The sequence below is a fragment of the Porphyromonas endodontalis ATCC 35406 genome, from assembly GCF_000174815.1.
Lineage (GTDB): Bacteria > Bacteroidota > Bacteroidia > Bacteroidales > Porphyromonadaceae > Porphyromonas > Porphyromonas endodontalis.
The window spans coordinates 1-20,484 of sequence record NZ_ACNN01000029.1 but is presented as its reverse complement, the minus strand read 5'-3'; the positions used below and the strand labels follow the sequence as shown (position 1 = coordinate 20,484).

The window sequence follows — 20,484 nt, the reverse complement described above, 5'->3', positions numbered from 1 at the left end:
TTCTTGTTCTTTCCCAACGGTTCTAACAAGCAAGACGGAAGATGCGCCATGCTGAGCGTAGCACAAGTAAGAATATGAGTATCCCGATAATCAGATCAGGGTAGGGAGAGTGCGTGAGAGTAACGCATACGGCAGAGGCTATGACACCGATATTCACAAGTATGTCGGCAGAGGTAAAGATCCGAGAGGCTTCCATATGAGCACCCTTGCGATTAGAATGATTTAGGATGAGGAGTGAAACCGTATTGCCCGTGAGAGCTATGAGTGAAATGCCAATCATCAGCCACATAGAGGGGATTCCACTAAAATGGATAACTCGCATGGTAACTTCATAGATCCCCCAAAGGGCCAGTATGAGTTGTATGCCTCCGGCAATACCTGCTACCCGCCTTTGCCTTTGTGCGGATGTTCCCACGGCAAGAAGGGCTAGCGTGTAGACAACGCTATCGGCAAGCATATCCATACCATCAGCCAGCAAGCCCATGGATTCTCCGATATATCCCGTAATGCTTTCGAGAAGGAAGCACCCGAAGTTAATGATCAGAACGAACCAAAGAGCTCTTCGTTCCGTTTTTTCCTTCGTTTCATTCCCCTCCACACAAGAGCAACTGCAAGCAGCCTCATGGGGGACCATGGTGTTAGGTATGGTGGTTGATTCTGTTGAAGATAGGAGATGACTCCCCAGCCGGAGGGTATCCAGTGCTGTGGTGATACGCCCCTCTTCGGTTTCGTGGTAGAGGGTTACCTCTCGCTTCTCAAGATCAAATTGCATCAAGTGGATTCCCTCTATACCGGCCAGTTTCATGCGGATTAACTGCTCCTCACAGGGGCAATCCATAGCATCTACTCGATAAATAGTCTGTCTCATGATTTTTATGGAGATCTAACAAGTACGGAGTCGAGGTTGTGTGGCAATGAATTGCCGTAGGGTGGTGCCGTCGTCAATATGCGCGATACCAGCGGAGAGAAGTGTAATACGTGAAGTATAACCGTGACGAATGAGATCTTGCAAACTCTGTAAAACACAATAATTCCCTGCGATACCGGCAAGGACAATCTCTTGTGCCCTTTCGATAGCAGGGGGAACGGACTCGGGGAATGCGCTATAACTATCTCGCTCCGGCGTTGTCGCTTTCTCTACCATGCAGAAAGGGATATGACGCCGATACACTTCGTGCACCAGAGGGAGTAGCTCCGGTGTGATGGCAGCTCCCTCGGTATAACGCACGCAGTGGGAGGGCCAAACTCCGCCTTGAGACGTAAAACTACAATGGTCAAAAGGGTGTTGGTCGCTCGTGAAAACGACACTCTCTATCTCCTCAATGTGCTCCAGCCCCCATTGGGCAAGATAGCTCATTGCCTCATGCGCACTAGAGACGGCAAGTGACCCGCTTACGAAATCGACTTGAGGGTCGATGACTACCAACGTGATGGGATTTTTCATTTGAGGAGCTGAACAAATCTTTCGTTATTGATAAGCGACGCGAACTCTTTGTCTAAGATGGCTCGAGAGCGTAGAGAGGGATCTCTTCTGATAGCTTCTGAGAGGAAGTTGATAGCACTGCGGTCGTCTTGCATCCGTGCGGCAACAATGGCTTTCAGATAGTCTGTAATGGCATTGGTGCGTACTACGTTGTTTAGGCTTTCCATAGCACTATCGTACTGGCGATTGAGCAATTGCGCAATGGCAGCGTTGTTGCTTTTGGTAGAGCCAAACGCCTTGAGAGCTTGTTCGTACTTCCCTTGCTTGAGGTAGAGTAGAGCGAGAACTTCGCCGTTGTCGCTTTGCAACGATTGCCCGATGAGCTCTTCTGCCTCCGATGTCTTACCCTCTTCTAGGGCAAGAAGGGCAAGATTGAGACGAGCCTCGGGGGTGTCGTTTACCGATTGGCTCCGCTCTAGCCAGGTTTTAGCTTCACTTGTCTTCCCTTGCAAGATTTGTAGGGCGGCTATATTGTTATAGGCTCGTGCATCTTTGGGGTATAGCCCGGTAGCCTTTTGGTAGATCTGCTCTTTTTCTTTGTCGGTTTTAGCGATAGCCGCGGCGTAGAGAAGCTCTTCGATGGTCAGTTTTTGGGGTGTTGTCTGAGCTAGCTCGGCAATTTCTAAGTCGCTCTTGCCGATAGTTTCTACGAGTGCCGATACACGAGAGCGACGCAGCTTGGGCAAAATATCTTGGGCAAGCTGACTAAACACGAGACTGATGTTGCGGATTTCGCGCTCACGTTCCTCGGGGTCGGTATACATAGAGAGGACGCGCAGGATAAGGTCTTTGTCCTGAATGTTGCTTTGCTCTACAAAGGTGCGGAATCCCTCCCAGTCTTCGGCGGTGTAGTGTGCCGCTATTTGGATGTCACGAGCTAGAGCACGATGCAATGCTTCGCTGGTGTTTTTCTCGCGCTGAGCCGATAGCCTTTCGTTAAGCGCGAGCCCACCATCGGGGGAGGCATAGGCTTGTACCTCTACAGATACACGCTGATTGGGTGCTTCGTGTGCATTCTCGATGAGCTCTCGTAGGTCGCTTACTTCCTGCTTTTTTAGCTCAGAGGAGCGTACATTGGCCTGCTGTATTAAGAAGAGAATATCGGCATCGTAGCGATCTTTGATTATCCTTTGGAAGGCATCGGGGGCAATTACAGGAGTACAGCCCGATAGCCCGGCAAGCGTTACCGTAGAGAGTACTCCCTCTCCTACTTTTACATCGGGTAGTGTTACCTGTTTGCCCTTTATCGTAGCTCTAAAAGAGAGATAGAGGTCACTCTCTTGCATGCGAGGAGTGTAGGCAAAGCGAGTAGAGAAGTGGGTAGTACCACCGGCTTCGTAAGGGACGACGGAGTTATTATCTCGTACATTCTCGCCCTGTATGGTATAGGTTGCTCCCCAGCTCTCTCCTCCTTTGTAGCGCAGTACGGGCACGAAGCTGACCTGTGCATTCTTATTCATCCACTTAGAGGGAATATTAATTGTGAAGGAAGCAGGCACTTCTGTACCCACTAACTCTAGAGGGCGTGGGTCTGCGGTAATATGCTCTGAGGCTAGAGGTTTTAGCTTAGCAGCGCACGACGAAATAAGGACTACGGAAGAAAGTCCAACTGCAAGGTGGAAAAAAGATTGACAACGGATCATTTTTAGAGCGATTATAGGGATTATTCTATTTAGGATTGTAGCGAAGTGGGGGTAGACTCGGCTCTCTTACGACGGACGATAGGGAGCACAATTGAGAGTAAAGCCATGAGTAAAAGAAGTATGCTTGCTGACCAAGCAATGGCTTCGAGTGTGGAGATACTCCTAGGCGAGAAGGTGAAGCGCAGAGTATGCTCTCCGCCGGGGACAATGACTGCGCGCAATACATAGTCCGCTCGCAGGATCTCTGTTTCTTTATCATCGATTGTGGCATGCCACCCCTCGGGATAGTAGATTTCGGAGCAGACAGCAAGGGCCGTTCCCTTGTTTTGAGTCTTATAAACAATCTCTTTTGGGGTATAACTAACAATCGAAATAGAGGCCGTGCTATCTGTTTGCTGTGTTGGGAGGGAGCGCAAAACGTCGCTAGCAAACCGCTCATCTACCACCGCCGTAGTGCGAAGGTCTACCTTGCGGAGTGCTTGCATCTCGCTATTGGCATCGGGCACGATCTCTACCTTTTGTGCAAACCAAGCCGCTCCATACGCATTGGGGTTGAGTATCGCCTGAGGCTGTCCCTGCGGAGTTGGCTGTATCACATAGCGTGTATTGAGCATGTTTACTACCTCTATGTTGATAGCAGAGGCATCGTATTGCCCCGCCCTCTGGGGCGTTAATTGGTGCGTTATCAGGTCTTGATAACGCTGTAGTTTGGCAGCATGATACCCTCCAATGCTGTGGTGCCATCGGCTGGTTGTGGCATCGTTGAAGGTATTGACAGATTGGTTCCAAACTCGGAATCCGGAGGTCTTGTCCGCTAGGATTGTCTCATCCGCAGGCGTCTTGGGCGCAGCCATGGCGCTGACCTCCCTTTGGGGGCGGAACATGCCGTCGTTGAGGTAGCGTTTGTCTACCATCCACAAGTCCACAAGGGAGAGTACACCTATGAGGGCAAATGCAGGGAGTGCTTTGAGTTTTCCTCGGCAGTAGACAAGTAGGGTGCCTCCCGATAGCACGATAAAAAGAAGAGACCTCCAAGCATCAGCTTGCAGCATAGAACTACGTACCGACACAAGGGCGTCTCGAAGTCCTACATACTCGGGGTTTTGCAAAACGAGAGCGGATAGTTGCTCCTGCTCGGCATGAGATAAGAAACTTACCAGTAGGCCGGGGGCTAAGGCGTAGATGAGGCAAATAACGAGAGGTATCCCTAGAGAAATGCCAAGGGCGAGGCGATTCTTGATGACCTCCTGAGGGGCGCGAATTACTTCTACTAGGGCAAGAATGGCAAGTGTGGGAATGGTAAGCTCCGCAATGACCAATATAGAGGAGACTGCGCGGAAGTTGTTGTACAAGGGGAAGTAGTCGATGAAAAGATCGGTCAATCCCATAAAGTTTTTGCCCCACGAGAGGAGAATGGAGAGGAGGGTAGTTGCAAGGAGCGCCCATTTGACGGGGCCTTTTACGATAAAACACCCTAAGAGGAAAAGGCAAAGCACGAAGGCTCCTACGTACACGGGCCCGGAGGTGAAAGGTTGCTCACCCCAGTAGGAAGATGCCCCGGCTATTACCTCCCGATATTCCGGTCTTACTTTCGATAGTCTTGCAGGTTTGCTGCCGATAGCCTCGGAGGCTCCTCCTCGCACGTTGGGCACGAGTAGGGTCATCGTCTCTCCTATGCCATAGCTCCATTGCGTGATGTACTCTCGTTCCAAACCTTCCGGGTTGGCTTGTGACGATGAGCCTTGCGGAGCCGTGGGGTCGGGGATGGTCAATTCGCTACCCCCACGCATCGTCTGTTTGGCATACCTATAAGTATGGTATAGGTTGGTTGCGTTGATAGCCACACCTACTAGTCCGGCAATAAGAGCTACGGCAGTAGATTTGGCAAAATGAGCCATCTTTTTCGTGCGTATTGCCTCTACACCCCACGCTATGACCAGTGCTGCCATAACGAACAGGAAGTAATAGGTCATTTGTACGTGGTTGGCGAGGATTTGCATCGCCGTAAAGAAAGCCATCGTAACACCCCCTGAGAGCCACTTGCCTCTGTATATCCAAACAAGACCTGCGATAGTGGGTGGGATATAGGCTAGGGCGGTGAGCTTCCAAATATGCCCGGCGGCAATTAGGATTACAAAGTAGCTGGAGAATGCCCACATTATCCCCCCAATGGCAGCAAGAAGGTTGCGAACTCGCAACGATTTTAGGAAGATGAAAAAACCGACCATTAGGGCAAAGAGAAGCCACCCTAGGCTACCCAAGAATGCCCTCAAACCATATAGTTTCTCCAGATTCATCCAGGGGCGTGTGGAGGGGTACGAGGGGGCTATTTGGTACATAGGCATTCCCCCAAAGAGACTATTGGTCCAGTAGGAATGCTCTCCGGTGGCCGCCTCAAAGTCTCGTACGTCTTGGGCGGTGCCCGAGGCTCCTGCAATGTCTTGTTGGAAAAGCCCTCTTCCCTCTAGATTGGCAGGGGCGAAATAGACAAAGGTAATAGCCGCAAAAAGCAGTATAATACCTATGTAGGGGAGGGCTTTACGAAGCCAATGGGGTAGTGAGAGAGCCATAGTTTATTTGTAAAATGTTTGATTGAAGGCAGAGAATTCGGGGCGGCGGAGCACTACGCAACGCCAAGCGGCAATAAGAAGCCCCGAGCCGTAGCCAATTATCTGGGTAAACGAAGCCCTGATGGCAAGTAGGGCGATGGTGAAAGAATGGGTCTTGAGAAGGGCGTCTACAAAGAAGAGTAGAGCAAGTAACAGGATGGGTAACCAGGCAAGAGTAGCCCAAGCTCCCAATAAGGGTAGGAGGATAAGCCCCAAAAGCAACAGGGCGACAATCCCTAGGGTAGCTATGGAGGGAAGCAAATGAATTAGCCTTAGGCTATTGGGATGCCTCTTGCTTAGGTGAATACGAGCTATGCCACTATTGAATACTTGGCGGAAGAACTTGCGAAAGTCCACACGCCGCTTGTGGTACACCTTGGCATCTTCTACTAGACGTACATGGGCTCCGCGCTCATGGAGTCGCATACTAAAGTCGAGGTCCTCGCCAAAGCGCATGCCGGTATCGAAGCCGTGTACCTCTTGGTAGAGAGCTCGCCTACAACCGAGATTGAAGCTCCGAGGGAAGTAGTGACTGACTCGGCGTTTCCCCCCACGTATTCCCCCGGTTGTTAGGAAACTTGTCATCGAATAGTTGATAGCTTTTTGTACACTGGAGAAATGCTCGTGGGCAGCATCGGGCCCTCCGAAGGCATCCAAAGGCTTGCCTATGCCATCGTAGTAGTTGATAGCCGCTACAACGTTTTTGATGTAATCCGGGGGGAGGACAACATCCGAGTCTAGTATCACAAGGTAACGCCCTTGGGCTTGGGAGCTTCCCACATTGCGGGCATTGGAAGGTCCGCCGTTGGAGATGGCAATATATTGAACAGGGAATGCACCCTCGTAACGCTCTACCACCTCTTTACAAGGAATAGCCGATCCATCTTCCACAATAATAACCTCATAACAGAAAGGTTTCTGCCCAACGAGAGAGGCTAGTAGCTCCTCAATCTCGTCGGGGCGATTGTAGACCGGTACAACTATCGAGAGTAAAAAATCCTCCATAGCACCTCTTGCGTATGTTGCTTCTAGTCCGAGGTGGGGATATTTACTCCCCGAGAGACCACTCAGCCCCCTGTTTGGTGTCCTTTACGATGAACCCTAGTTCGGCAAGGCGGTCGCGTATCTTATCGCTTGTTGCCCAGTCTTTATTGTCTTTGGCTGTCTTGCGGATTTCCATCAGGAGGTCCATAGCTCCCTTGTAGGCTTCTGCCCCCGAAGACGAGGATTCGCGCTCATCTTGCAGCCCGAGTATATCGAAGAGGTAGAGACGGAATACGCGCTTAAGTTCTGCGAGGTCGTCTTGGGTAAGGCTCTCTTCTCCGTTGCGTAGTCGGTTAATCTTGGTGGCTGCGTCGAAGAGGGTTGCTATCACGATGGGGGTATTTAGGTCGTCGTTCATCGCCTCTTGAGCCGACTTCTCGATTTCCTTTGGATCAAAAGTGCTTGTTGCCCCGGGGGTGAGTTTATCAAGAAGGGCATTCGCATCGAGCAAACGCATCAGCCCTTTGCGAGCTGCTTGTAGAGCTTCGTTGCTAAAGTCTACCGTTCCTCTGTAGTGTGCCCCTAGGATAAAGAAGCGAATGGTCATGGGCGAATAAGCCTCTGTAAGCTTGGGGTGACTACCGGCAAAAAACTCGTCGAGCGTGATAAAGTTGCCATAGCTTTTGCCCATCTTTTTACCCTCAATGGTGATCATATTATTGTGCATCCAGTAGCGTACCAGCTCGTGCCCCATAGCGGCTTCGGCTTGGGCTATCTCGCACTCGTGGTGGGGGAATACGAGATCCATCCCTCCCCCGTGTATGTCGAATAGGTCTCCTAGGTACTTACGCCCCATGGCTGTACATTCGCAGTGCCAGCCGGGGAATCCTTCGCTCCAAGGGCTTGGCCAGTGCATCAGGTGCTCAGGCTTGGCACACTTCCAGAGAGCAAAATCCAAGGGGTTCCGCTTTTCGTCTTGCCCATCTAGCGTACGGGTGTTGGAGAGCATGTCTTCAATGTTACGTCCGCTGAGCTTTCCGTACCCTTTTTCTCGGTTAAACTTTTCCACATCGAAGTAGACAGAGCCTTTGCTCTCGTAGGCATATCCGGCTTTGAGGATCTCCTCTACCAATCGGATTTGTTCGATGATATGACCACTTGCCATTGGCTCAATGCTTGGGGGGAGCACATTGAGAGCCTCCATGGCATGGCGGTAGCGAGTAAGGTAAAATTGCACCACCTCCATAGGCTCAAGTTGCTCTAGACGAGCTTTTTTTGCCACCTTATCTTCGCCATCGTCGGCATCGGCTTCGAGGTGCCCCACGTCTGTGATGTTGCGTACATAGCGCACTTTGTAGCCAAGGTGCGTTAGGTAGCGGTATAGTATATCAAAGGTAATGGCAGGGCGAGCATGACCGAGATGTGCATCTCCGTATACCGTAGGGCCGCAAACGTACATGCCTACATGGGGAGCAGCCACCGGGATAAATTGTTCCTTCTTGCGTGAGAGTGTATTGTAGAGGTAAAAAGGGTGTTCCATTCTATTTCTTTCGCTTAAGTATATTACAATTCTAGTCACAAAGGTAACGAATACCCAGCAACCCTCCATTCTCTTTGTGGGCAGGATCTGCTTCGTTATCAGCCGGCAAAGGGGGAGAGGATGACCTCGGGAGCCCCCCTCTATCTCTGTACACTTTACAGCCTGCGTGTAGAGCGCGGAAAATCGTTGGCTGGAATTTTTCTTTTTCTTGGGCAGAATAGAGGTGTAAAACAGGCTGATTTTTCAAAAAGTTTTGGCTAGAAAGGGGAGGGAAAACTGGCTGATTCCCGGAATTTTTCTGGCTTATGACCAAGGGATAAAATAGGTGTAGGGTCCAACATCACGCCTTTGGATATTCTGAAGTAGATTATCGAGAAGAGTACGATGGTATGGCGAAAGACAATTTCCTTCTGCCCATTCCGAGGTATATTACTGCTTGTAAAAACATCAAGAAAATCATCGGGTATTGCGGTGTTGAAAAGGAGGTTACATGGCATACCAGCCACCATACTATGGCGACGGAAGTCTGCTTGATCAATGGCGTGGCCATCGAAACTTTTCCAAGATACCTGGACAGACTCTTGTGTGTTATAACAAAGGCGGATGGTACAACTGAATATGAGAACAGGCAGTAAGATAAATGCGTCTTACTGTCTGTCTTTAGTGAGTTTGATAAACAATCAGCCTTGTGCTAGAGCTGTCCAAAAACGGTCTTCTTCGTCAATTCGCTCGGAGAAGAGCCAAACTTCTTTTATTAAACCATTCTCAAAGCGGAAAAGGTCTACTCCTTTCATTTCCATCGAATGCCCACTTGCCGACACTGCGAATCCAATTGCAGCCACAACTAAATCTCCATTTTCCGTTACGTAATCCACTTGGTCAATAGCGAATGTCCCATTACTTAATTGAGCCATCTTTCCCAAATGGGTAAAGACACTCTGCTTACCATTGTAGATGCCCGATAATGCACCCTTTCCCGGCTGATGCCATACCAAATCATCGGAGAGCAATGCTCCCACCGTTTCAAAATCACCTTGTGCCAAAGCTGCATAGAACTGGCTCACTTTTTCTGTTTTCTTTTCCATAAATCGGTATTTTAATTGTCTAAATCACTGCAAAGTTATACCTTCGCACTACAAATAACAAGTACATACAATATTGTATGATACATACTATATTGTTAGAAATGCTGATTGTCAATAAGAAAAGTTTTATATGGAAAGGAAAATTTCAGATACAGAATGTCCCGTACGAAAGTCAATGCAGATTTTTGCTGGTAAATGGACACTGCTCATTATTTTTCAAATCAACCGAAGAATAATCCGTTACGGAGAACTCAAACGTGCTATCCCCGGCATCAGTGAGAAGATGCTTATTGACGAGTTGAAATTCCTGTGTGCTAAAGGGCTGATTAAAAAGAAGCAGTATGCCGAAGTCCCTCCAAGAGTGGAATACTCCCTTACACCATTAGGGGAGAAAGTACTGCCGATTATAGATGAGATAGCCAAGTTTGGCATAGAGAATTTATAATCCGTCAATTACTTTTTCTGTGAACCTCCTGAGAAAAAATAGGCCTGAGATTTGTCCGCCTCCCGGATAAGAGGATTTTTGGGTAGGGGGGCTTCTCTCAAGGAGGGGGCGTAAGTAAAGAGGCGTTGTGCATGATTGTCCTCGTGGCGGAGCCTCTTTGTTAAAGTGAATCCGGATGGCATTGCGCCAGATTCGTTACCTTTGTACTTGAATAAGTAGATTATATAGAGACTAATCGTATGTTTTCAGGAATCGTAGAGGGCACTGCCCAGGTCAAAAATATTCGTCAAGATGGAGACAATATCCACCTTACACTCACTTCTCCTTTTAAGGAGGCTCTGACTATCGATCAGAGTGTAGCGCATAACGGAGTTTGTCTCACGGTAGTTGCCCTTGAGGGGAATAATTATACGGTAACAGCTATCCGAGAAACGTTGGATCGCTCAAACTTAGGTCTTTTGCATGAGGGTGACCTCGTGAATGTAGAGCGTAGCATGTTGCTGGATAGCCGCCTCGATGGGCATATCGTGCAGGGGCATGTAGATTGTACGGCTCGCTGTGTCGACCGCCGCGAAGCCAATGGTAGCCATTACTTCCGCTTCGAGTATAGCGTCCCCAAAGAGATGGCTCGTAAGGGATACACTACGGTAGAAAAGGGGTCTGTGTGCGTCAATGGTGTGAGCCTGACCGTATGTAACTCCACCGATACGAGTTTCGAAGTGGCCATTATCCCCTATACTCTAGAGCATACCAACTTCTGCCGTATAGAAAAGGGGAGTGTGGTAAACCTTGAGTTCGACATCATTGGCAAGTATCTTGCCAAGCTAAAAAACTTTGACTAAAGGCGAGTCTCTACATGGATGCTCAGGCGCTTTATGATCTATTTCGCTCAAGGCAGAGCGACCGGCACTACGATACGACGCGCACTATCCCTCGAGAGGTGCTACAGCGTATTGTAGAGAATGCTCTTCTTGCTCCCTCAGCTACCAATCAGCAACCTTGGCAGATTGTGGTAGTAGATACTCCGGACTTGTCTCAGAAGGTAGCTTCGGCGGCGCGTTCGGGGATGTTGGGTCAGAATAAATTTCTACTCCAGGCTCCTGTTCATATCCTGATCATAGGTGATAGACCCGGAGCCTTAGCCGCGACAATGGGGAAGACGTTTCGCGACATCAATTATGTGCCCTACGATCTTGGCATTCTCATTGCGCACTTGGTGCTCGCCGTGGAGGCTGAGGGGCTTGGGTCTTGTATTGTGGGGTGGCTTAATGGGCGCAAGGTGGCAAAGGTGTTGGGTATCCCAAAGACTAAAAAGGTGCTCTTTGATATCTCCGTAGGGTACTCCCTAGACTCCAAGCGTCCTAAGAAGAGAAAGAAGCCCGAAGATTGCATTCACTATAATGGGTGGTAGGGCTTTAGAGTATCCGGTGAACAAATCATTTTAGAGAATGTTTTTGTAGATACAGACCTCAGGGTTTTATCCTCTGCCCCTCCTTTTAGAGGTATTCTACAGTGGCGCATTCCCCTTACAAAAGAGACAAACGATTATTTATTACATCCTATTATAGAGATAGAGATTGTACTGACAAAGCATGAAAAAAGAAGATAACCTTCTGCACTGGTCGAGCTATTTCGACTTTTTATCAACAATAACGATTCCATTCCCTCTCCCGTACCAAATCATGGAAGAGTTTTTGGAAGATGCCCACAATACCAAGGTCCTTTCAGAGCCTTTACCCTTTCTTCCATTGCGTGGGGCCGTGATGTTTCCACACGTGACTATGCCGATGGAGTTTTCCACTCCACGCGAGCAGGCTTTGCTTAAGCACCTGCATGATGGCGATGGTTACTTTATCGCAACCGCTACTACCCCCGATGTAAAGGGGCACGAAGAGCACGAATACGACAAGTTTTGCTACAAAGTGGGCGTGCTATGCCGTCTTGTGCGCGTCATTGCCATGGACGAAGATAGTACTCAAACCATAGTTTTGGGTTTGAGACGAGTACGTATCCATACGATAAATAGCCAATCGCCCTTCTCCTTTGCAGAGGTAAATAGTTACCAAGAGGCGCTTGCTTCTAGCAATGAAAGGGAGAATGTCTATCTGATGGGGCTTGTAGATAATATCCTTGTCGCTTCGCAAAAGAATGTATCTAAGGCATTCGATAACCTATCCAAGGAGATTTTCAAAAACCTAAAGGATAGCAATGATCTGCAGTTCATCATCAATTTTGCCGTTCAGAGCTCATCGCTCACTCCCTACGTTAAGCAGGAGCTACTCGAGCTAAGGTCTATCAAGGCAAGGGGGGAGCGTATCTTTGAGATTCTTGACAAAGAGAGTCAGTTCCTTTCTATTCGAGAAGACATTCGTAGAACGGCTCGCAAGGCTATAGATCGCAACCAAAAGGATTTCTTTTTGCAGCAGCAGATTAGTGCCATGCAGCAAGAATTGGGGGGCGGAGACGCAATGGACTCTCCCTTCTACGAGCTGATAGAGGCGGCAAAAGATAAGAAGTGGAGCGAGGAGACGGCCCAAGTTTTTGCAAAGGAGCTACGCAAACTCGATAACTATAATCCGCAGAGCCCCGACTATGCCGTTCAGTACCAATACTTACAGACGTTGCTGGAGCTCCCCTGGAACGAGTACTCCGAAGATCATTTCGATCTCGTTCAGGCGCAAAAAATACTAGATCGAGATCACTTTGGTCTTGAGAAAATAAAGGAGCGCATCATAGAGCATTTGGCTGTGCTTCGTTTAAAGAAAAATATGAAGTCTCCCATCCTTTGCCTCTGGGGTCCTCCCGGAGTAGGGAAAACTTCTTTAGGTAAGAGTATTGCCGAGAGTTTGGGGAGGAAATATGTACGTATCTCCCTTGGTGGGGTACACGACGAGGCTGAGATACGAGGCCACAGACGTACCTATATAGGGGCTATGCCGGGGCGTATTATCCAAGCCGTCAAGAAGGCAGGAACTGCGAATCCGGTGATCGTGCTTGACGAGATAGATAAGGTTAGCAGCGATTACAAGGGAGATCCCTCGGCTGCCCTCTTAGAGGTGTTAGACCCCGAGCAGAACAATACATTCCACGACAACTATATTGACCTAGACTTCGACCTCAGCAATGTCTTGTTTATAGCTACGGCAAATACTCTTAGCACCATCTCTCGCCCTCTTTTGGATAGAATGGAATTGCTAGAACTATCCGGATATATTACCGAAGAGAAGATAGAGATTGCTAAGCGACACCTCGTGCCTCACCAACTAGAGGAGCATGGATTGAAGAAGACGCAAGCCAAGTTTAGTAATCGCCTTCTAGAGAAGATCATCGAGCAATATACTCGTGAGAGTGGTGTGCGTGCGCTTGAGAAGCAACTTGCCGCTGCCATGCGTAAAATTGCAAAAAAGGTAGTTGCAGAGGAGCCTTACAATGTCTCTATCAAAGAGAGTGAACTCAAAGAGTATCTCGGCCCTGCGCCTTTCTCTCGCGATATGTACCAAGGTAATAAGTATGTTGGTGTGGTAACCGGGCTTGCATGGACGCGTGTGGGTGGAGAGATTCTTTTTATAGAGTCGAGTCTGCATAAGGGGAAGGATAGTCGTCCCACCCTTACGGGAAATCTTGGCGATGTAATGAAGGAGTCCGCCATTATAGCCCTTAACTACACACGGGCGCATGCTGCGGAGTTGGATATTGACCCGGAGCTATTTGCCAGCAATGAGTTGCATATCCACGTGCCCGAAGGGGCAATCCCCAAAGATGGTCCCTCGGCAGGTATCACGATGGTCACCTCTATTGTTTCGGCATTTACTCAGCGTCTTGTACGGGAGCGCATTGCCATGACCGGGGAGATTACCCTACGTGGGAAGGTATTGCCCGTGGGTGGTGTGAAGGAAAAGATCCTCGCCGCTAAGCGTGCCGGCATTACCGATATTGTACTCTCGTCGGAAAATAAAAAAGACATCGACGAGATTAACGAGATATACACCAAGGGGATAACATTCCACTACGTGGATGATATACGCCAAGTCCTAGACTTTGCTTTGTTGCCCAAGGGAAAGAAACAGAAATGATTTAGTCCTAACTCATACAACCATTCCTAGTTATGATACAAGATGTAGACCTTACCACTCGTCAGTACCAAGAGGTGCTTAACGTATGCCGTACACTCTACAGCAAAAAGTTACAAGACTACGGAGTGGCATGGCGTATCCTCCGTCACGAGTCGCTTACGGATCAATTGTATATCAAGGTGATGCGTATCCGTAGCATTGAGAGAACGGGTGAGGCTAGGGTGGACGAGGGGATTATTCCTGAGTTTATCGGGCTTGTCAATTACGCCATTATGGGACAGATACAGTTAGAGCTGGGAGAAGCTGATAGCGTCGATCTCGAGGTGGAGGATGCTTTGCGCCTCTACGATGCGGTTGCCCAGCGCACTTTCCGTCTCATGATGGACAAAAACCATGATTATGGAGAGGCCTGGCGTTCCATGCGTACGACCTCCTTTACCGATATGATTTTGTCTAAGGTATTACGTACCAAACAGATTGAGGATAATAATGGAGCTACGCTGGTATCCGAAGGCATTGAGGCGAATTATATGGATATAGTAAATTATGCTATCTTCGCCCTCATAAGGCTCATGGTAGAATGAAATCAGCTACAAAACATATTCTGATAGAGGTCGCAAGATACCTTCTCGCCCTTACCTTCCTTTTTTCGGGGGTGGTAAAGGCAATAGATCCTGTGGGGGCAGGTATCAAGGTGGGAGAGTATTTTACCTCCTTCCAAATGCCCTTTATGACCTCCTTTGCAATGCCTGTTGCTATTGCTCTCTCCACCCTCGAATTCATGTTGGGGGCATTGCTTCTTATGGGGGTGTGGCGCAAACTCGCAGCCTGGGGAACGGTGTTGCTTATGGGCTTTATGACGCTGCTTACACTCTACCTTGCCCTCTACAATCCGGTTGCAGATTGCGGCTGTTTTGGGGATGCTTTTAAGCTAACGAACTGGCAAACCTTTGAGAAGAATGTAGTCCTCTTCTCTGCGGCTCTTGTCTTCCTTTTGGGTTCGAAACAGATATCCGGAGCCTTTACATACAAGGCGGTATGGATCCCTAGTTTGTTTGCCTTATTGGGTATTCTGGTTTTTACTTTTGCTAATTATAGGCACCTCCCGATGCTTGACTTCCGCCCCTATAAGGTGGGAGAAAATCTTCGCTCCTTGGTGCTTGTGCCCGAGGATGCTCCTCAAGATGAGTACGCCTATGAGTTTATCTACGAAAAGGATGGGGTGCAAAAAACGTTTGATATGGACAATCTCCCCGATAGCTCTTGGAGCTATGTAGATAGGCACGACAAGCTTATATCCAAAGGCTATACACCTCCTATCACGGACTTTATTCTCTTCTCCGGGACTGAAGATGTCACGAACGATGTACTTGCCGGCGAGGGAGAAGTTATCTTTATAACCACTCCTAATTGGGAGAAGGTTTCAAGGTCATTGGGGCAGGAACTAAACCTCTTACAGGAAGCCGTTGAGGAGCGTTCTGCTACGTTGTATGCCCTCTCTAGCTCTACGCTTGAAGAAGAAAGGGATTGGAGAGAGAGCACCGGAGCTTCTTATGAGTGCCTATTCCTTGATGCCACAACCATCAAGACAATGGCACGAGGGGTGCCTTCTATCATCTTTATAAAGGATGGCGTGATCTATCGAAAGATGAATGGACACGACCTCCCCAGTAGTAGGGAAGAAATGGGTGCATTGCTCGAGAATACATATGCACAAGGGGTACGTCACGAGGGGTATTTACTGCGTTCCCTTCTTTTGATTATTTGGTTTTTATATACCCTTGTCTCCTTGATCATTACTTCTACGCGTCGTGAGATTACCAAGTCTCGCACACTACCTATTCCCCCCTCAGCATAGCAAAGAATATTGTTTTACCTAAAATACGTACAACACCATTATGAGAACAAAAATTGTAGCAGGCAATTGGAAAATGAATAAGAGCGTTGCCGAAGGTCTCGAACTAGTAGAAACTCTCCAAAAGGAGCTGAAGGAACAGCGTCCGAATTGTCGTGTTATTGTTGCACCTCCCTTCTTGCATCTTGTACCTATGGTTGAGCGTGTAGACCAATCCATAATAGGTATAGGCGCTCAAAATTGTGCCGATCATACAAGTGGAGCTTATACGGGAGAAGTAGCTGCCCCCATGCTATCGGCTAGTGGTGTTCGTTACGTAATTATAGGCCACTCTGAGCGTCGTGCTTACTACCACGAGGATAGCGAAACTCTCGCAACAAAGGTTAATTTGGCTCTTGCAGAAGGGCTTACACCCATCTTCTGTGTTGGGGAACAGCTTGAGGATCGGGATGCAGATCGCCATTTTGATGTGGTTGAAAAGCAGATCAAAGAAGCTCTATTCCATCTCTCATCAGAGGACTTCTCTAAGTTAATCCTTGCTTACGAACCTGTTTGGGCTATCGGTACCGGTCGTACGGCAACTCCCGAACAAGCTCAAGAGATGCACGCTCGTATCCGCTCTTTTGTTGCCTCAAAGTATGGTCAAGAGGTAGCCGATAATTGTTCAATCCTCTACGGTGGTAGCTGTAAGGCTTCTAATGCAAAGGAGCTTTTTGCCAACCCCGACGTAGATGGCGGTTTGATTGGAGGTGCTGCTCTTGCCGCAGATACATTCCTCCCCATCATCCGGGCTTTTGATAAATAATACATACTCTCCCCTCTCCGGCAGTAGGGCGGGAAGAGTCGCTTTTCTCCCAATAAATACAATGTAAGATGGTTCGTTATTCGATCTCAAATACAACTAGTGGCCGTACCCTCTTTAGGGGTATGGCACTAGTGCTATTCATCTCCTTAGTATCTTGTATCCAAGGATATGCTCAGACAGAAAAAGAATCTTTGAGCCATGGTGCTAACGGTATTTTTGAGGCTCTTTCTGCCCAACGAGAAGGGCAGGGAACAATTGATATTACTCAGCCCGAAGACATCAAAAACCAAGTTGGTCTAGTACATCAAAAGCAAGCCCGACACTCAGAGGGCGAGAGAAGTGGAGTCCACACTCAGCAGGGATTCCGCATACAAGCCTATACGGGCAATCTTGCAAAATCGAAAGAAGAAGCCTACCGCCGAGCTAAGGTTGTAAATGCTGCCAATCCTGCATTGGGTTGCTATGTAACCTACAAGTCACCCTTTTGGCGCTTATCGGTAGGCGACTTCAGAACCCGAGAAGAGGCTCAGAAGGCTATGCAAGATCTCAAGAGAGCGATCCCTGCTATTGCTCCGGAGCTATACATTGTACGAGACAACATTAGAGTTTCAAACTAGTGAACAGACAATCTACATTTGATCCTCAGCTCTCTCCCGAAGAGATGGCTGAGATGAAAAATCTTCAGCGTCGTATCCTTGAACTGATCGGCGAAGATCCCGACCGAGAAGGTTTGATTAAAACACCCGAACGGGTAGCAAAGTCTCTCCGATTCCTTACTAAAGGATACCGAGAAGACCCCGAGGAGATATTGCGCTCTGCCATGTTCCGTGAGGAATATCGGCAGATGGTGATTGTAAAAGATATTGACTTCTTTTCCATGTGTGAGCATCATATGCTGCCTTTCTTTGGCAAGGCTCATGTTGGTTATATCCCCAATAAATATATAACGGGACTCAGCAAGATCCCTCGTGTCGTGGATGTCTTTGCTCGTCGTTTGCAGGTGCAGGAGCGCCTTACTACGCAAATAAAAGATTGCATACAAGCCACTCTCAATCCGCTTGGTACTATCGTGGTTATAGAGGCGCAGCACATGTGTATGCAAATGCGTGGGGTAGAGAAGCAAAATTCGCTTACTACAACGAGTGACTTTACGGGAGCTTTTGAAGAGGCTAGCACTCGAGAAGAGTTTATGAATCTTATTCGAATTCGTCGCAATTAATAGTAGAGATGGCTTTTAGACTACTTCTCCTTTCTCCTGAAATAGAGGACTTCGAGCGCCTTCTAGAGATCCCCGAATCGGCAACTTTGTTTGATCTTCATCAGCTGATCTTGCAGGCTGTGGACTATCCCTCCAACCTCTTTACCTCCTTTATGTTGTGTGACGAGGATTACAACGTGCTGCAAGAGATTACCAACGATTCGACCTCCGAAGAGGAGCCGAGTAGCATGCAGACTACATCACTCGGTGAGGTAATAAATCAGGAAGACCGGCAGCTTGTCTATATCTTCGATACTCTTACGGAGCGTTGTTTCTTTGTCAAGTACGTGGGGACTTCTCCCTCATGTGATGAGGAGGCTAAGGTTGTGAAGAGCAATGGGAATGCCCCCAGCCCGATTCTGTCTGACGCCGAGATGGATGCTCTTCTCTTCGAAAATCCGCTAGATGAATCTTCTTTTGAAGACTTCTCTTGTGATGAGGACGAAGAGGATTTTGGTGAAGACGCCTCTTTCGACGATAGCGATTTCTATAGTGATAATCCGGACTACTGATACTGCCACAAAGAGGGGGCACGTCCTGCTTTTGGCGGGCCCTACGGGCGTTGGTAAGACGCGTCTCTCTCTTGCTCTGGCACATCACTTTTCCGCTCCCATTGTATCTGTAGACTCTCGGCAGATCTATCGGGAGTTACCTATTGGCACCGCGGCTCCCTCTATGGAGGAGCGAGCCGCTATCCCACACTATATGGTGGGGAATGCTACTATACATGATCCCTACAATGCGGCGCGCTACGAGAGTGAAGTTATTCCCCTTATTCAAGACCTTCTCAAGGCGCATCCCATAGTTATTTTGGTGGGTGGGTCAATGCTCTATATTAGCGCTATTACTCAGGGTATAGACAATATGCCGGATGTAGATGGTGCCATTAGAGAAGAGCTCAACGAACGCTACGCTGCAGAGGGTTTGGAGGGTATGCTCCGGGAGCTATTACTTGTGGATCCTGAGTATTATCACATAGTAGACCGCTGTAATCCCAAACGGGTAATTCATGGATTGGAGGTCTTCCGCACTACGGGGCAACCCCTATCTTCTTTCCGAACCAATACGAGCAAAGAGCGTCCCTTTACCATTATCCCCTTTGAATTGACCTCTCCTCGGGAAGAGTTATACCAACGGATCAATGCTCGTACAGAGCAGATGATCGCACAAGGTTGGCTAGACGAAGCTCGAGCCGTCTACCCTCATCGAGCCTTAAATGCTCTAAACACAATCGGCTATAAGGAGCTATTTTGCTATTTTGATGGGACAATTTCCCTCGACGAAGCTATCCATAAAATACAGCGCAATACGCGTATATATGCAAGAAAACAGATGACGTGGTTTAAGAAACAGCACGACTATCATCGAGTGGATGCTTCTATGTCTTCTCTTGCTGATATCCTTACCCTTCTACCTTTTTAGTCCTAGAAAATCCCTTTGATGGGGATTGTAAAAGTCTATTTAGGGGCAAATTGCTGTTTTTAGACAAATATTTCCATGGAAAAGGTGGTGTGAATCATATTTATTAGTACTTTTGGGGGCGAGAGTAGTCTTCTCTTCTTTTGGACTGAAGGACTCTGTAACTCTCTTTTGTACAGGGTAATTTAGCCAAAGAGGTAGGGGAGATAAAGATTGAAATACAGAATAAGATTAATACGAAGACAATGAACAAGACTGAATTTATCGCTGCTGTTGCAGAAAAGGCCGGCCTTACTAAGGCTGATGCTCAAAGAGCTGTCAACGCTTTTACTGAAGTTGTAAAAGAAACGATGGAAAAGGGGGATAGACTTCCTCTCGTGGGCTTTGGTACATTCTCTGTTTCTCAGAGAAAGGCTCGTGAAGGAAAGAATCCTCGCACAGGAGAAACTATCAAGATTGCTGCTCGCAAGGTAGTACATTTTAAGCCGGGTGCTAATCTTGATCTTAAGTAAAAGTTGTTTCGTTGCCTTTCGCAGCTACGAATTGATTTGAGGAACCCCAAAAGTCGTGTAGTCCGCTACCAAGGCAATTGAAGAAAACTTCTCTTTTTATAGAGACACCCCGAGGCAATAGCTATTTGCCTCGGGGTGTTTTCTTTTTTTAGATGAGCGGGATGGGGTGTGATTGTTTGCTGAGGGAAATGTCAATTTTCGCTCATTATTTTTACCTTTCTCTTACTGATATTAAGGGGGCGAAGAAAGGGCTGTTTTTGAGCTTCTAAGCCTCTCTTTGATAGAACCCTCATTGGGAACTTTCTTGTCCGGGACTTCACGTTTATCAGGAGGATGGCAGATCCAAAATCTTTTCTCCCTGATTTTCTTTCCCCTTTTGGCCTATTTTGATCTGCCGTGTAGGCTGATTTCTTTTTATTTTTAGGGCAATAAGAGGGTGGAGTACTGCCTAAGAAATATTTTCGTTTAGCCCCAAACCTTACAAAGCCCTAGATGCTCCACAAATTCGGCTTTCGTGTAATTCCCGAGCACCATGCCCCGCAACGGAACCCCTTTTTTCTCTTTCCGATTTTCTACCTATGGCGAATACCCCCTTTTCCTATTAACTCTGCACTTTGGAGATATCTGGGGATAAGAAAGGGAGTTGTATTTTTTCATAACAACGCAAATATAAACTTTTCGACTTCAACCACCCTAGGGCTAGCCCCAGGGTGGTTTTTGTTTATCTAAGCATTGTACTTACAACTGGAAAATACATGGAATCTGGAATCTGC

20 protein-coding genes are annotated in these 20,484 nt (G+C 47.9%); 13 read left to right on the top strand and 7 right to left on the bottom strand.

The window, feature by feature from the left end:
• Positions 1 to 22: 22 nt before the first annotated feature.
• Genes POREN0001_RS07105 through cysS form a run of 6 tightly spaced genes read right to left on the bottom strand, consistent with a single transcriptional unit; the run spans position 23 to position 8,259 of the window.
• A complete protein-coding gene (locus POREN0001_RS07105; RefSeq protein WP_004334466.1) occupies positions 23 to 868 on the bottom strand; it encodes a cation efflux transmembrane domain-containing protein in 846 nt (281 codons plus the stop codon).
• A gap of 15 nt (positions 869 to 883) precedes the next feature.
• Positions 884 to 1,444, bottom strand: coding sequence for an isochorismatase family protein (locus POREN0001_RS07100; RefSeq protein WP_004334525.1), 561 nt, complete (start codon positions 1,442 to 1,444; stop codon positions 884 to 886).
• Positions 1,441 to 3,126 (bottom strand): tetratricopeptide repeat protein, encoded by a 1,686-nt coding sequence (locus POREN0001_RS07095; RefSeq protein ID WP_004334481.1) that lies wholly within the window; start codon positions 3,124 to 3,126, stop codon positions 1,441 to 1,443. The genes POREN0001_RS07100 and POREN0001_RS07095 overlap by 4 nt, the downstream gene beginning before the upstream one ends.
• A gap of 29 nt (positions 3,127 to 3,155) precedes the next feature.
• Positions 3,156 to 5,696, bottom strand: a complete 2,541-nt coding sequence (locus tag POREN0001_RS07090; RefSeq protein WP_004334507.1) for a glycosyltransferase family protein — start codon at positions 5,694 to 5,696, stop codon at positions 3,156 to 3,158.
• A 3-nt stretch (positions 5,697 to 5,699) separates the two neighbouring features.
• Positions 5,700 to 6,740, bottom strand: a complete 1,041-nt coding sequence (locus POREN0001_RS07085; RefSeq protein ID WP_004334569.1) for a glycosyltransferase — start codon at positions 6,738 to 6,740, stop codon at positions 5,700 to 5,702.
• A gap of 43 nt (positions 6,741 to 6,783) precedes the next feature.
• A complete protein-coding gene (gene cysS / locus POREN0001_RS07080) occupies positions 6,784 to 8,259 on the bottom strand; it encodes a cysteine--tRNA ligase (protein WP_004334543.1) in 1,476 nt (491 codons plus the stop codon).
• A gap of 389 nt (positions 8,260 to 8,648) precedes the next feature.
• On the opposite strand from cysS, the gene POREN0001_RS07075 reads away from it, so the two are divergent.
• On the top strand, positions 8,649 to 8,894 hold the full coding sequence (locus tag POREN0001_RS07075; RefSeq protein WP_052296702.1) for a site-specific integrase: 246 nt from the start codon (positions 8,649 to 8,651) through the stop codon (positions 8,892 to 8,894).
• A 45-nt stretch (positions 8,895 to 8,939) separates the two neighbouring features.
• Here POREN0001_RS07075 and POREN0001_RS07070 read toward each other — a convergent pair whose 3' ends face one another.
• Positions 8,940 to 9,344, bottom strand: a complete 405-nt coding sequence (locus tag POREN0001_RS07070) for a nuclear transport factor 2 family protein (protein ID WP_004334444.1) — start codon at positions 9,342 to 9,344, stop codon at positions 8,940 to 8,942.
• Positions 9,345 to 9,474: 130 nt separating this feature from the next.
• On the opposite strand from POREN0001_RS07070, the gene POREN0001_RS07065 reads away from it, so the two are divergent.
• From POREN0001_RS07065 to POREN0001_RS07010, 12 genes are all read left to right on the top strand, one after another.
• On the top strand, positions 9,475 to 9,789 hold the full coding sequence (locus tag POREN0001_RS07065; protein WP_004334513.1) for a winged helix-turn-helix transcriptional regulator: 315 nt from the start codon (positions 9,475 to 9,477) through the stop codon (positions 9,787 to 9,789).
• Between the two features lie 239 nt (positions 9,790 to 10,028).
• A complete protein-coding gene (locus POREN0001_RS07060; protein ID WP_004334450.1) occupies positions 10,029 to 10,631 on the top strand; it encodes a riboflavin synthase in 603 nt (200 codons plus the stop codon).
• 14 nt (positions 10,632 to 10,645) lie between these two features.
• Complete coding sequence (locus POREN0001_RS07055; RefSeq protein ID WP_004334458.1) at positions 10,646 to 11,200, top strand: nitroreductase family protein; 555 nt, start codon at positions 10,646 to 10,648, stop codon at positions 11,198 to 11,200.
• Positions 11,201 to 11,381: 181 nt separating this feature from the next.
• Positions 11,382 to 13,862, top strand: coding sequence for an endopeptidase La (gene lon / locus POREN0001_RS07050; RefSeq protein WP_004334607.1), 2,481 nt, complete (start codon positions 11,382 to 11,384; stop codon positions 13,860 to 13,862).
• A 32-nt stretch (positions 13,863 to 13,894) separates the two neighbouring features.
• Positions 13,895 to 14,446 carry a DUF1599 domain-containing protein gene (locus tag POREN0001_RS07045; RefSeq protein ID WP_004334604.1) on the top strand — a complete coding sequence of 184 codons (552 nt, stop codon included), beginning with the start codon at positions 13,895 to 13,897 and terminating at the stop codon, positions 14,444 to 14,446.
• The gene (locus POREN0001_RS07040) at positions 14,443 to 15,720 is read left to right on the top strand and encodes a BT_3928 family protein (RefSeq protein WP_004334445.1); all 1,278 of its coding nucleotides are present in this window, start codon (positions 14,443 to 14,445) and stop codon (positions 15,718 to 15,720) included. Before POREN0001_RS07045 ends, POREN0001_RS07040 begins: the two co-directional genes overlap by 4 nt.
• 40 nt (positions 15,721 to 15,760) lie before the next feature.
• Positions 15,761 to 16,522 carry a triose-phosphate isomerase gene (gene tpiA, locus POREN0001_RS07035; RefSeq protein ID WP_004334456.1) on the top strand — a complete coding sequence of 254 codons (762 nt, stop codon included), beginning with the start codon at positions 15,761 to 15,763 and terminating at the stop codon, positions 16,520 to 16,522.
• 122 nt (positions 16,523 to 16,644) lie between these two features.
• Positions 16,645 to 17,139: an SPOR domain-containing protein gene (locus POREN0001_RS07030; protein ID WP_169307836.1), complete on the top strand. Its 495-nt coding sequence runs from the start codon at positions 16,645 to 16,647 to the stop codon at positions 17,137 to 17,139.
• A 44-nt stretch (positions 17,140 to 17,183) separates the two neighbouring features.
• Complete coding sequence (gene folE / locus POREN0001_RS07025; RefSeq protein ID WP_040581283.1) at positions 17,184 to 17,741, top strand: GTP cyclohydrolase I FolE; 558 nt, start codon at positions 17,184 to 17,186, stop codon at positions 17,739 to 17,741.
• Between the two features lie 8 nt (positions 17,742 to 17,749).
• Positions 17,750 to 18,292 carry an IS1096 element passenger TnpR family protein gene (locus POREN0001_RS07020; RefSeq protein ID WP_004334617.1) on the top strand — a complete coding sequence of 181 codons (543 nt, stop codon included), beginning with the start codon at positions 17,750 to 17,752 and terminating at the stop codon, positions 18,290 to 18,292.
• Positions 18,273 to 19,202: a tRNA (adenosine(37)-N6)-dimethylallyltransferase MiaA gene (gene miaA / locus POREN0001_RS07015; protein ID WP_169307835.1), complete on the top strand. Its 930-nt coding sequence runs from the start codon at positions 18,273 to 18,275 to the stop codon at positions 19,200 to 19,202. The genes POREN0001_RS07020 and miaA overlap by 20 nt, the downstream gene beginning before the upstream one ends.
• Positions 19,203 to 19,429: 227 nt before the next feature.
• A complete protein-coding gene (locus POREN0001_RS07010; RefSeq protein WP_262501044.1) occupies positions 19,430 to 19,711 on the top strand; it encodes an HU family DNA-binding protein in 282 nt (93 codons plus the stop codon).
• Positions 19,712 to 20,484 lie beyond the last annotated feature (773 nt).